The sequence below is a fragment of the Sphingobacterium paucimobilis HER1398 genome, assembly GCF_000416985.1.
GTDB classification, from domain to species: Bacteria; Bacteroidota; Bacteroidia; order Sphingobacteriales; family Sphingobacteriaceae; genus Sphingobacterium; species Sphingobacterium paucimobilis.
Genome location: NZ_ATDL01000006.1, coordinates 96,122 through 109,744 on the forward strand (window position 1 = coordinate 96,122; position 13,623 = coordinate 109,744).

The 13,623-nt window shown below is 36.1% G+C and carries 11 protein-coding genes; 8 read left to right on the forward strand and 3 right to left on the reverse strand.

The window, feature by feature from the left end:
- Window positions 1-93 precede the first annotated feature (93 nt).
- The 5 genes from M472_RS28790 to M472_RS28810 are packed head-to-tail and all read left to right on the forward strand — an operon-like array spanning window position 94 to window position 8,601.
- Complete coding sequence (locus tag M472_RS28790) at window positions 94-2,592, forward strand: type I restriction-modification system subunit M (protein WP_021069321.1); 2,499 nt, start codon at window positions 94-96, stop codon at window positions 2,590-2,592.
- Window positions 2,593-2,597: 5 nt separating this feature from the next.
- Window positions 2,598-3,797 carry a restriction endonuclease subunit S gene (locus M472_RS28795; RefSeq protein ID WP_158499876.1) on the forward strand — a complete coding sequence of 400 codons (1,200 nt, stop codon included), beginning with the start codon at window positions 2,598-2,600 and terminating at the stop codon, window positions 3,795-3,797.
- Window positions 3,798-3,818: 21 nt separating this feature from the next.
- Window positions 3,819-4,850 carry a PDDEXK nuclease domain-containing protein gene (locus M472_RS28800; protein ID WP_021069323.1) on the forward strand — a complete coding sequence of 344 codons (1,032 nt, stop codon included), beginning with the start codon at window positions 3,819-3,821 and terminating at the stop codon, window positions 4,848-4,850.
- Window positions 4,847-7,897, forward strand: coding sequence for a type I restriction endonuclease subunit R (locus M472_RS28805; protein ID WP_021069324.1), 3,051 nt, complete (start codon window positions 4,847-4,849; stop codon window positions 7,895-7,897). The genes M472_RS28800 and M472_RS28805 overlap by 4 nt, the downstream gene beginning before the upstream one ends.
- Entirely contained in the window at window positions 7,897-8,601 is a 705-nt protein-coding gene (locus M472_RS28810) for a M48 family metallopeptidase (RefSeq protein ID WP_021069325.1), read from the forward strand. Before M472_RS28805 ends, M472_RS28810 begins: the two co-directional genes overlap by 1 nt.
- A 28-nt stretch (window positions 8,602-8,629) precedes the next feature.
- Here the strand turns inward: M472_RS28810 and M472_RS0122480 are convergent, their stop codons facing one another.
- The 3 genes from M472_RS0122480 to M472_RS28820 form a co-directional block, all read right to left on the reverse strand.
- Window positions 8,630-9,565 carry an Abi-alpha family protein gene (locus M472_RS0122480; RefSeq protein WP_021069326.1) on the reverse strand — a complete coding sequence of 312 codons (936 nt, stop codon included), beginning with the start codon at window positions 9,563-9,565 and terminating at the stop codon, window positions 8,630-8,632.
- Window positions 9,566-9,571: 6 nt separating this feature from the next.
- Window positions 9,572-10,165, reverse strand: coding sequence for a hypothetical protein (locus tag M472_RS28815; protein ID WP_021069327.1), 594 nt, complete (start codon window positions 10,163-10,165; stop codon window positions 9,572-9,574).
- 322 nt (window positions 10,166-10,487) lie between these two features.
- Window positions 10,488-10,958, reverse strand: a complete 471-nt coding sequence (locus M472_RS28820) for a hypothetical protein (RefSeq protein WP_021069329.1) — start codon at window positions 10,956-10,958, stop codon at window positions 10,488-10,490.
- A gap of 428 nt (window positions 10,959-11,386) precedes the next feature.
- Here M472_RS28820 and M472_RS28825 point away from each other — a divergent pair, with 428 nt between their 5' ends.
- The 3 genes from M472_RS28825 to M472_RS44880 form a co-directional block, all read left to right on the forward strand.
- The gene (locus M472_RS28825) at window positions 11,387-12,991 is read left to right on the forward strand and encodes a type I restriction-modification system subunit M (protein ID WP_021069330.1); all 1,605 of its coding nucleotides are present in this window, start codon (window positions 11,387-11,389) and stop codon (window positions 12,989-12,991) included.
- Complete coding sequence (locus M472_RS28830) at window positions 12,991-13,272, forward strand: restriction endonuclease subunit S (protein ID WP_021069331.1); 282 nt, start codon at window positions 12,991-12,993, stop codon at window positions 13,270-13,272. Before M472_RS28825 ends, M472_RS28830 begins: the two co-directional genes overlap by 1 nt.
- Window positions 13,273-13,371: 99 nt before the next feature.
- The coding region (locus M472_RS44880) for a LuxR C-terminal-related transcriptional regulator (RefSeq protein WP_200859601.1) at window positions 13,372-13,623 on the forward strand (252 nt) is incomplete at its 3' end.

Here is a 13,623-nt window from a genome sequence, read left to right on the forward strand (position 1 = left end):
TAACTAGAGCATTTTCCTATTGCCTAAGTGCTAAATAAAGTCTATTTTAAGGCCAAAATCTATTGATCATTAAGATCTTGATTATCAGAATTTATGGCGATTAAAAAATCAGAATTATACAGCTCACTTTGGGCTTCTTGCGACGAACTACGTGGAGGCATGGACGCCTCACAATATAAAGATTACGTACTGACTATGTTATTTGTCAAGTACATCTCCGACAAATACAAAGGCGATCCTTTTGGAGCAATCACCGTTCCAGAAGGTGCTTCTTTTGATGCAATGGTGGCATTGATTGGAAATACAGAGATTGGTGATAAGATCAACAAGCAGATTCTTAACCCCATTAAAGAAGCCAACAAGCTGACCGATTTTCCTGATTTCAATGACGAAAACAAATTGGGAAAAGGCAAGGATTTGGTTGATACTGTATCCAACCTAGTACGTATCTTCAACGATCCTAGCTTGGATTTTGCCAAAAACTCTGCGGAGGGCGATGATATCTTGGGGGATGCTTACGAATTTTTGATGCGCCACTTTGCAACAGAATCCGGAAAATCCAAAGGACAGTTTTATACCCCTGCGGAAGTTTCGCGGGTATTGGCAAAAGTGATAGGCATTTCACCAGCCAATTCGACCAATCAAACGACAGCTTATGACCCCACCTGTGGATCGGGATCATTGTTATTAAAGGTTGCTAATGAGTCTGGGAAAAATATAACCCTCTACGGACAAGAAAAAGAAACTGCTACCGCCAACTTGGCGAAGATGAATATGATCTTACATAATAGTCCCACTGCGGAGATTGTTGCAGATAATACCTTGACACGTCCAGCCTACAAAGAAGCCGATGGCAGCTTAAAGCGATTTGATTATGTGGTCGCCAACCCGCCGTTTTCCCTAAAAAGTTGGAGCAATGGCGTGAATGTGGACAGCGATGAATTTGCACGCTTCGAATTGGGTGTACCCCCAGAGAAAAATGGGGATTATGCCTTTTTATTGCATATTATCAAATCCTTAAAAGCAACAGGTAAAGCTGCGGTAGTATTACCGCATGGTGTATTATTCCGTGGAAATGCTGAAGGTGAAATCCGTAAAAACATATTAAAGAAAGGCTACATCAAAGGCATTATTGGCTTACCAGCCAACTTATTTTACGGCACGGGTATTCCAGCGTGTATTCTAGTTTTGGACAAAGAGAATGCCGAGCATCGCAAAGGAATTTTTATGATCGATGCGAGCAAAGGCTTCATGAAAGATGGTAACAAAAATCGTCTTCGCGAGCAAGATATCCGTAAAATGACTGACGTTTTCAGTCATTCTTCTGAGCTACCAAAATACAGCAGAATGGTATCAATGACCGAAATTGCAGACCCTAAAAACGATTACAACCTCAATATACCACGATATATCGATACACAGGAAGCTGAGGATATCCAAAATATTGAAGCCCATCTATTGGGTGGTATTCCTAAGGCGGATATTGATTCCTTGCAAGCCTATTGGCAAGTATTCCCCAATCTTAAAAAAGATTTGTTTAGTGAAGAACGTCCTGGTTTTTATGCCTTGCAAGGAAGTCTTTCCGAGTTGAAATCCCATATATTCGAACATCCCGAATTTGTAGGGTACAACCAAAACTTGCAAACGCATTTTAAAGAATGGTTGAATACGCAAAAAGCAAAATGGAATGCCTTAGACAAGGGCGTACATCCTAAAGATGTAATAGCTGATGCCAGCGAGCAATTGTTTGCCAGCCTTAGTGACAATGCTTTGATCGACAACTATGATCTGTACCAGCATTTGATGCAGTTTTGGAACGAAATCATGCAAGACGATGTGTATAGTGTTGCAATGGATGGTTGGAAAGCGGGTAATGAGTATCAGCGATTGCTTATAAAATCTAAACCCGACAGAAACGGAAAAACCAAAGCCGATAAAGAGGTGACAGGTTTGGCAGGTATTGAAGGCAGAATGATATCGCCAGATTTGCTGATTAATATTTATTTTGATGCAGAGCGAAATGCTATTAACGAAGCTGAGCAATTGGTGGAAACATACCAAAGCCGTATGCAAGAAATCGAAGAGGAGCAAAGTGCGGAAGATGGCTTGTTTGCCGATTTGGAAAAGATCAATGCTTCTGAAATTAATAAATTGCTAAAGCAATTAAAACCTACTAAGAAATTGAAAGCGGTTGAGCCAATTGATTTTGGCGTGGCAGCTGAAGAGGAGGTTCTTTACGAAGCCAAGAATAGTTTTGAAATTTTGGAAGAGTACTTGGGATTGGAAATTAACATCAAGAAATCCAAGGCAAAAATTAATGTATTAAATGCGGAGTTAGAAGCAAAGGTATTAACCCAATACCCAAGCCTTAGCGAAGCTGATATCAAAAGCTTAGTTATTGAGTACAAATGGCAAGCCTATCTGGAAAATGCCTTGGCACAAGAACAAGAACAAGTAAGCCAAAACCTGAGCCAGCATATTAAAGCTTTAGCAGAACGTTATGCCAACACGCTACCGACTTTGGAATCGCAGGTATTAGACGCTCAAACAAAAGTGTCTGCTCATCTAAAACAAATGGGATTAGCATGGTAAAAGGCATGAAACAAACGGAGATTGGCTTGATCCCTGATGATTGGGAGGTTGCAAAATTGGGAGAATTCTGTTTCATTACAAAACTTGCTGGTTTTGAGTATTCAAAATATTTTAATAGTTACAAGGATGGAGGTGAAATAATTGTAGTCAGAGGAACGAACATTACTAATAATAGATTGGATTTATCTGATGTTAAAAATATACCTAAAAAAACTTCAGATTTTTTGTATCGAAGTAAATTATCTAAAGGCGATTTAGTCTTCGCTTATGTTGGAACAATTGGACCAATTTATTTAATTGAGGAAGATAATAAATTTCATTTAGGACCTAATACTGCAAAGATAAAGATTGAAAAAGAAAATGTATCGACTTCTTTTATCTATAATTATTTTTTAAGCGAATATATTAGAAAAGAGATTGAGGATAGAATAAGTATTGGTGCTCAACCAAGTCTTTCAATGTCTAAGATAAGAGATTTCTCTATCCCACTGCCACCTTTACCCGAGCAACAAGCCATTGCGAATGCATTATCGGATGCTGATGCGTGGATCGAAAGCCTAGAGCAACTTATCGCCAAAAAACGCCTGATCAAACAAGGCGCAATGCAAACCTTGCTGACTCCAAAAGAGGATTGGGACGTGAAGAAGTTGGGGGATTTCTGCGATATTGATTCCGAAAATTTATCATCGAATACTAATTCAGACTATGAGTTTAAATACATATCATTAGAAAATGTAGATGAAGGAAAACTTTTGGGATATACAGAACACAAATATTCGACATCACCTTCGAGAGCCAGGAGAGTACTGAGAAAAGGAGATATATTAATTTCTACCGTTCGGCCGAATTTATTATCACACTTTTTATTTATTTCAGAATCGACGGATTTTGTCTGTTCAACGGGATTTTCTGTTATAAGAACTAATCAATGTAGTGCTTTTATCTATTACCATTTTTTCGGTTCATTCGTAAACAACCAAATAAACAATTTAATTATTGGGTCTAATTACCCAGCCATTAATAGTGGTGATGTCAAGGGAATAGAAATTCCACTCCCTTCCCTCACCGAGCAAACTCGCATCGCTACAATCCTATCCGATATGGATGCAGAGCTGGAAGCCTTAACTACACAATTAGAAAAAGCTAGACAGATCAAACAAGGGATGATGCAAGAGTTGCTAACGGGTAGAATTCGCTTGCTATAAAATTATTTGTAAATTTAGGTTATGAGCCAATTAGAACAAAATAATCCACTTTTCGCTACTATCAAGCAGTTGATAGAAGATAGTAAACAGCAAGTAGCTGTAGCGGTCAACGCTACCATGAGTATGCTATACTGGAGCATTGGCTCTGCTATTAATAAAGAATTAAAGCAGTACGACAAGCAACAAAGCTACGGCAAGCAGATTGTCGCTACACTGTGGCGACAATTACAAAGTGAATATGGGACATCGTTTTCAGAGAAAAATTTGCGGCGGATGATGCAGTTTGCTGAGATATTTCCTGATGAAAAGATTGTCGTATCACTGATACGACAATTAAGCTGGACGCATATTCTAGCGATCATTCCTATAGAGGATCCCTTAAAGCGGGAATTCTATATAGAAATGTGCAAACACGAAAAATGGAGTGTACGTACCTTTAGAGAACGCATCCAATCCATGCTTTACGAGCGTACAGCAATTAGCAAAAAGCCCGACGAAACCATTTCTAGCGATTTAGCCTTACTAAAAGACGAACAACAGCTCTCACCCGACCTCGTGTTCAGAGATCCTTATTTTCTGGATTTCTTAGGGCTTCGTGATACCTATTCGGAGAAAGATCTAGAGACCTCTATCATCGTAGAGCTACAGCGATTTATTATTGAGATGGGTAGTGATTTTGCTTTTATGGCCCGTCAGAAGCGAATCAGCATAGACAATAGAGATTACTACATTGATCTACTATTCTATCACCGCAGGTTGAAATGTCTGGTTGCCATCGACCTGAAGATCGGTGAATTTGAAGCTGGTTTCAAAGGGCAGATGGAACTGTACCTACGCTACCTGCAAAAAAATGAACAAATAGAAGGGGAGAACAACCCCATCGGATTAATACTGTGTACCGGTAAAAATGAGGAACATATTGAACTCATGCAACTGGAGCAGGCTAATATAAAAGTAGCAGAATACTTGACATTACTTCCGTCGCAGGAAATCCTAAAAGAAAAACTGCATAAGGCAATAGCGATTGCCACATCAAAGAACCAAGATTTATGATCAACCCTATTGAGCGCATTACACAAAACCGTATAGTTAAGCTATTCCTAGAGCAATTGGGCTATGTCTACTATGGCAATTGGGAGAAGCGAGATAACAATAGCAATGTAGAAGAAGAGAAGCTAAAAGCTAATCTGCTGATGCGTGGTTATACCGAGACTTTGGTTAACAAAGCCGTGAAGGAACTGTATGATTTGGCGCATACCAATTCGGGCAATTTGTACGATCGGAATAAAGCATTCTATAATACCTTACGTTATGGTATCAAAGCACGACCGGAATTAGGAGAGCAGTTCGACACTATTTTTCCGATCGATTGGAACAATTGGCAAAATAACGAGTTTGCCATTGCCGAAGAAGTTACCTTGACCAAGGGGCAGCATACACGTCGCCCCGATATGGTATTATATGTTAATGGCATTGCATTAGGCGTATTGGAGCTAAAACGTGGTACTACAGATATCGCAGAGTCAGTCAATCAATCCATATCCAACCAAAAGGAAATTTTCAACGAGTGGTTTTATACCACAGTGCAGTTTGTGATGGCGGGCAATAATACCCAAGGTTTGAAATACGGAACCATTGAAACCCCTGCGAAATATTTCCTTTCCTGGAAAGAGGATGAACAGGACAATACAGAATACAAACTCGATAAGTATCTAAAGAAGCTTTGCACTAAAGAGCGATTATTAGATGTTATATACAATGCCGTAGTATTTGATGCTGGAGTGAAAAAATTACCACGACCTCATCAGTACTTTGGATTGAAAGCTGCACAAGAATACATAAAACGCAAAGAAGGTGGCATTATTTGGCATACCCAAGGATCGGGCAAGTCATTGATGATGGTGATGCTAGGGAAATGGATTCTCGAAAACGTATCCAATTCACGTTTGGTTATTTTAACCGACCGTACAGAGCTAGACGATCAAATAGAGCGTGTGTTTAATGATGTAGGCGAAACAGATATAGCAAAAACACGATCAGGGAAAGAGTTAATGAATTTCTTGATGGCATCACGCCCTCGATTGGTTTGTTCACTGATACACAAATTTGGAAATAAAGGAGAAACAGATTTTGATGCTTTCTTAAAAGAGTTGCAAGAAAATCCAATACAAACGCAAGGCGAAATTTTTGTGTTCATAGACGAATGTCACCGTACCCAAAGTGGCAAATTGAATCAAGTAATGAAAGCCGTGTTACACAATGCCGTTTTTGTAGGTTTTACAGGTACGCCATTACTGAAAGAAGATAAGAAAACCACTATGGATGTATTTGGTCGATACATTCATACCTATAAATTCAACGAAGCAGTACAGGACGGTGTGGTAAAAGACTTAATGTACGAAGGCCGAAAAATTGAGCAAAGTTTGACTTCACAAACAAAAGTAGATCAATGGTTTGATGCCAAAACTTCAGGCCTAAATGATTTTCAGCGCAACGAATTGAAGAAAAAATGGGGCACTATGCAGAATGTATTGAGCTCTAAAAGTAGAATGGAGAAAATCGTATCCGATATTGTGATGGATTTCTCTGTCAAGCCACGTTTAGCCAGTGAAAAAGGAAATGCGATTTTAGTGGCCTCTAGTATCTATGAAGCGTGCAAGTACTATAACCTATTTTTACAAACCGAGCTTAAGAATAGGTGTGCGGTTATTACCTCATACAATCCTTACATTGGCGATATTACATTAGAAGATACAGGCGCTGATACTGAAACAGACAAAGCCTTTATCTACAAAACCTACGACGAATTATTAAAGAATGTAAGTGTCAAAGGGTCGAAATCGAAGACTGAGACATACGAAGATGATAGCAAAGAGCAGTTCCGAAAAGAGCCTGCTAAAATGAAACTATTGATTGTAGTTTCTAAACTGCTAACAGGCTTTGATGCGCCTCCATGTTCTTACATCTACATTGACAAAAAAATGCAAGATCACACCTTGTTTCAGGCTATATGTCGTGTAAATAGGTTAGATACTGACGATAAAGATTATGGCTACATTGTGGATTACATGGAGTTATTTGGTAATGTAACCGATGCCATCAATGTATACACTTCGGAGTTGGATAGCGAAGGTTTTACAAAAGAGGATGTTGAAATTCAGTTGAAAGATCGTGTCAAAATCGCTGTAGATCGATTAATGACTGCTTACGAAACTGTCGAAGCAATTATTGAAAATGTTGCCGCACCAAAAACTGATTTAGAGTATATTCACTATTTCTGTGGCAACACAGAAAATCCGGAGGATTTAAAATCAAATGAGTTTAAGCGCATGGCATTGTACAAGGCCATTGTAGAATATATTCGTGCTTATACAGCGATCAAAGCAGATTTTCACAGTACTTCATTTAGTGATGTCGAAGTTCAACGATTTCATAAGAAATTAGATGATTACCTGAATTTAAGAGAAATCATTCGTATTGCTTCTGGCGAAACAATTGATTTAAAAGCCTATGAGTCTGATATGCGATTCCTAATTGATACCTATATTCGGGCTGAGGAATCTGAAACAATTTCACCTTTTGAAGATATTTCACTGCTCGATTTATTAGAGAGTAATATCGAGGATGCGATTAAAACTTTACCTGAAGGAATTAAGGGTAGTAAAGAAGCTGTTGCCGAAACAATTGAAAATAATGTACGTAGCAAAATTGTAGAGGAACATCTTTTAGATCCTAAATATTTCGACCACATGTCGGTACTGCTTCAGGAATTGATTGAGCAACGGAAAAAAGAAATGATTTCCTATCAGGAATATTTAGTAAAAATGGCAGAACTGGTTCGCCAAGTGAATCAGGGGAAAAAAGACGATTTGCCCAGTACTTTAAATACCAAAGGAAAGGTAGCCCTGTACCATACTTTAGAAAGTGAAGAGTTAGCTTTAGCATGTGAGGATGCGGTTCAATATTCCAAGCAAGAAGGTTTTAGAGAGAATTTGGCCAAACAAAATATTGTTAAGAAGGCTATTTTCGACGTTGTAAAAGATATTGAAAAGGTGCAAGTGGTGTATAAAATAATTGAAGCACATAAGGACGAGTACTAATGCATATTGAAAGTTTGAAGATAGCTGAGGTAGAGATTGAGGTAACTTTCAAACCCATTAAAAACCTCCATTTGAGTGTTCATCCACCGGAGGGACGGGTTACAATTGCATCTCCGGATTTTTATGATCTGGAGAAAGTTAAGATATATGCCGCGTCTAAGCTGGGATGGATAAAGAAAGAACAAAGGAAATTCAGAGATCAAGCGCGTGAAAATGAAAGAATGATGATTACGCGAGAAAGTCATTATCTTTTTGGTGAACGCTATTTATTAGATGTTCGACAGTCAAATCGTAATTCCATTCAAATTTTGGGTAAAAAAATGATCTTACATGTTAAGGATATTGAAGATTTACAATTAAAGAAAGCCATTTTGTATCGTTTTTATCGTAAAGAATTACGGAACAAATTGAAGGCTATGGTTCAACAATATGCAGCATTGCTCCAGGTTGATCTTCCAGAGTTTAAGATTAGAGTTATGAAAACCAAATGGGGCTCATGCGCAACTGATCTGAAAAGAATCTGGTTTAATATTGAGTTGGCAAAAAAACCGATTGACTGCATTGAATATATTATCGTACATGAATTGGTTCATTTATTAGAGCGTAATCACAACAAAAGATTTATTCTGTTGATGGATCAATATTACCCATCCTGGCGTACACAAAAGAAACTGTTGAATGACTTGCCGATTGGAATTATCTAGTTTTTTTGGTGAATAGCTATTGTCTTGACTACTTATTAACTTCTCCTTTCTCTTGACACGCCTTAACAAATAATTCTCCGAGTTCTGTAAGTTCATTTTCGACTACATCCTTTTCGATAGTTACACTTACATCTCCTAAATCTATATAATCTTCACAATATTGATCAAAACTATTCGCTTTATTAACATTAATCTTCTTGCTATCAATATAGCCATATGAATGAACAACTTCTTTAACTATTCCTAGTCTAATAAGGTTTGATATTTCAAAATTTCTTAGATTCTTTGAGGTAACCAACTCAGCTTCATTAATGTCCTTTTCAATTCTTGGCTTTTTTTGTATAAGATTCTTTTTTCTATTCTTTAATTCGTCTATCTTTTCTTGTATGCTCTGAGGATTTCGATAAGGTTTGGAACCAGACAGATTATCTCTTCTACAAATCTCTAATTCGCTTTGATAATTGGCGAGTTGTGAATCTATTTCAGATTCTATTTGGTCGTAGGAATTGAAATGTTCTTCTAATTCTTTAGTAAGCTTTTGGACTCTGCTTATCTTTTTATTAAAAGCATCTTCTAAAGCATCAAACTCTTGTACGGACAATTGACTTAAAAGATAAGGAAAGACATGATTCTCGATGTTTTGATCTGAATCGACTAGGTTTGCTAATAATATTGCCCATTTATCTTGTAATTTTTCATTTTCTTCTAAGCTAGCATATTCTAGCAACGGATAAAGTAGTTTAGTAGATATTGTTTTTGGATTAATTTTGTGTTTTTTACAAATTTCGTGAGTTTTAATAAGTGTTTGTACTTGCCTATTAAAACGCCATTTAGCAATTCCTTCTTTAAAAAGAAGCCCTAGCTCTTCTGCAGATGGATATATTAGTCTCTCAACAAATCCCTTTGCAATATCGATACCTTTTTCCAGAGAAGTAGACGTTATGTCAATTTTTTTGATTTCCATAATAAGTTATCCAGGTTGCGCCGATTCGAAAATTTGTTTCAGATGGTCTTCTGTATCTTTACATTTAACTTTGATCTCATTGGATAGCTCATCGTCTTTTTTTAGTCTATCTTGTATGTAGGATAAATCACTGTTGTCCTGGAATTTTAATTCTAAAAACTCAGTAAGATTACTCACCCTAAATAATGGATTTACAGAGCTAAAGCTTTGATTAATAAATCTTCTAATTTGGTTACTTTTAACAATTTCGTCAAGCATCTTGATTTTAGTCAAACTACTTTCCATAGATACACCGTATGAAACCATTAGACAATTAATCTGATAATCTATAATACCTGTGTGGTTTAATGATCCAGTCTCTTTTAGTATAGGTGTCATTATTTGATTATAATCTTCTATCGATAGGATACTTTTCTTCTCAATGCTATAAAGACCGTCATTAGGAAAATATAAGTCAACGACTTGGAATTCCTTGGAATTTTTGTCCTGTTTTATTGCAAATGGATATGGTCTTTTTATAAATATGCCTCTAGAGTCTTTATGCCAACCCAAATTCTTGACGAGTATGTCTTCGCTCATTAGAATATCTTTATTTTCCATAATTTTCTTTCTATATATAACTGTCTTAAACTCTTCGATAGCTTAGGATTGGATAACAACCCTCTTAATTAAATAAATCTTGAATGTTCTCTTTAGCAAGTAGAAAAACACCCTTTATACTCTCAACAACTATTTGTTTTTTTGCCTCGGGAAGGATCTCCTTCATAAGTTTTATACCTAGTTTAGTAATTTTAGCCCAAACGGTAGCGAGTTTGTTTACTACCCATTTCTTAGGTTTATTTGTGAGGTTATTTTGTAAGAGTAATATTTCAGATTTAATTTCCGATATGTCCTTTTCATTTTTTTCGGTAATGAAGCCTTTTCATTTTTTATCTAGTTCCTCTAGATAGTCACGAAGAAATAAAATCTGTTTTGTATTTAAAGGTTTTGTTTCAGCTTCGTCATCTATTATTTCAAATTCAGAGTAATACTCCTCTTGAAAAGCTTTCAGAATAGGATCATCAAAAAAGGATGGTGTAGTATCATATTCTTCTAGTAGTTTAAGCCATCCATTGAATTCATCTGTTAATGATGTTATGTTTATCCAGTTTTTCTGAATTCCATTATCATTAGAACTTTTCGGACACTTGGTTATAAGACAGGCAAATCGACTATTTGAACTATCATATTGATACTTTTCAATTACAAATTGAAAATTTGAATCTGGTTCTTTATCCACAACATGGAGCAAGGCATCTTCTGGTGCAATTACTTCAAACTTGTCACCTTTTAGATTCACAAAAGGCTTTAGGGCTTTTAAAATAGCTAATGGTAAATCTTTCTTCGTACGCATTTTAGGAAATTTACTAGTATTGGCCTATTCCTTCAAATATATAGAATATGTTAATATTATAGAAAGAAGATTACTATATGTTTTGTAGTTTCTCTGAGACGAAAGTTAAATTAAGAAAAAGTAATAAGAATATTGTCCCTTGTAATTTTTTGTGGACAACAAGATTTAAATCTTGTTTGTTTATATCCAGTAGATTAATCTTGTAGAGAACTTTAAATAACTAATGATCTCGAAATACTTCTTATATTTAGCCTTATTAACAATTTTTGTTAAGCAGTTGCAAGTACATTTTTCAAAACACTACCATACATGAAAGTGTCTGTGGTTTGTTCAGGTAATTGCATCAACGTATTTTAAACATTACTGATAATATAGATTCATAAAGAATAATCTTATTAGAAATGGCAGGAGGAAAATAATAAATTGGTATGTTATCAAACGATTTAAAATCAAAAATAAATAAGCTTTGGGATAAGTTTTGGAGCAGAGGCATTACGAATCCAATTACGGCAATTGAACAAATTTCGTATTTGTTATTTTTACGTAGGATAGATGATGCAGATAAAGAAGCTCAAGATCAGAATAAAAGACACAAGACTCTTTTTGTCAGAGAAAAATTAGATAAAAATGGAAATCCTTTAAAAGCTAAAAATGGAAAAGTGTTGATGGAAAGCGCCGATGATTGTCGTTGGTCACACTTTTCTGTTTTAGAAAATGCGGATGAAATATTAGAAATAGTAAGTAAAAAAGCATTTCCTTTTATAAAAGGCTTAAATGATCCCAATCAGCCTTATACTCGACATATGCAAAATGCTGTTTTCGGAATCAACAATGCTACATTGCTTAAGGAGGCTATTAATGACATAAATAGCATTTTTGAAGATATTAAAAAACAACAAGAAGGAGGACAACAGTTTCAAGATACACAAGGTGATGTTTACGAATATCTAATCAATGAAATAGGCACTTCAGGTAAAAACGGGCAATTCAGAACACCAAGACATATCATTCAGTTTATGTGTGAACTGATAGACCCTGATGTAAATGATAAAATTTGCGACCCTGCTTGTGGTACGGGTGGTTTTTTATTGGGAGCATACCAACATATACTCACAAAATATACAAAAGCGGAGAATATTACAGAAGATGAAAACGGATTAAATCGTTTCAAGAGAAATGGTGGAGAAAAGATTACTGATTCAAAAATTTGGGATAAGCTAAACAGTAAGACCTTTTTTGGTTTTGATATTGACCAAAATATGGTGCGTATTGGCTTAATGAATTTAATGCTTCATGGAATAAAAATCCCACAAATTGAAAACCTTGATTCTTTATCAAAAGAATATGATGCACAACATAAGGATGGAGAATATTCTATCATCCTTGCCAATCCTCCATTTACTGGAAGAATAAATAAAGATGGTGTCAGTGATAAGCTCAAAAGCTGCGGTAATCAAAGCGAATTATTGTTCTTACTCCGTATTTCTAAAATGCTTCGTAAAGGAGGTAAGGCTGCTGTAATTATTCCGGAAGGTGTGTTGTTTAGCGGAAGTAAAAATCAAAAAGCTACGAGAGAAGTTTTATTAAAAGATAATAGCATAGAAGCAGTAATTTCCTTGCCAAGTGGAGTTTTCAAACCTTATGCTGGTGTTAAAACATCAATTTTAGTATTCTCTAAAGTTAAAGAAGGGAGTACTGATTTCAATACCAAAAGAGTTTGGTTTTATGAATTGAAGAATGATGGGTATAGTTTAGATGACAACAGAAGAAAATTATCTGATAATCCACTTCCAATTGCTAGAGATAGCTTCAATGAAAGAGAAACCGCTCCCCCTACAGAAAGACTTACCCATTTTTATGTACCTATTGAAGAAATTGAGTTAAATGAATTTGATTTAAGTTATAATCGTTATAAACAGTTCGAATACGAAGAACAAAGTTACGATCCACCAAAAGAAATTTTAGAAGCCATTTTTCAACTAGAGGACACTATCCGAAAGGAAATGGATGAACTTAAAAATATGATTATATAATGAAAGTTCTTTTCAAAGAAATATGTGAGATGAAAAGCGGTGGTACTCCCAAAAAAAGTAATTCGCTATTTTATGGAGGGAAGATACCCTGGGTGACTATTTCGGATTTTAAAAACTCTGTAAATGATGTAATTTATAAAACGGATCAATACTTAACAGAAGATGGATTAAAGGAAATTAATAACAGAATTTTCCCAAAGGGTGGATATTACGGTTTGATTTGTGCCAGTCATTTCGGTCGGATGGTGCCAGCTATTACGGTTCAAATGATGCCACTTTAGTGGTTTAGTTTTCTTCCATCGCTCCGTTTTTTACGGTTCGAATTGTGCCACTTCAAAAAGATCGGGAAAGAATTACCTTGTCGCTCTAAATACAGCGATATGGCCAACAAACTTGATCCGATGGACTTAAAACAAATACTCACATTACATCTGGACGGTTACAGTAACCGTAAAATAGGTTCCGTTCTGGGTATTTCCCGCAATACGGTCAATACCTATATGCAGCTGTTTGCAGGCAGCGAATACTCCTTTCAGGAACTTCTGGGCTTCGAAACGTCTGCTCTGTCCGAGCTGTTCTCCTCGTATACCCCCCTGGACACCGTACGGCATAATGAGCTCATGCTTTATTTC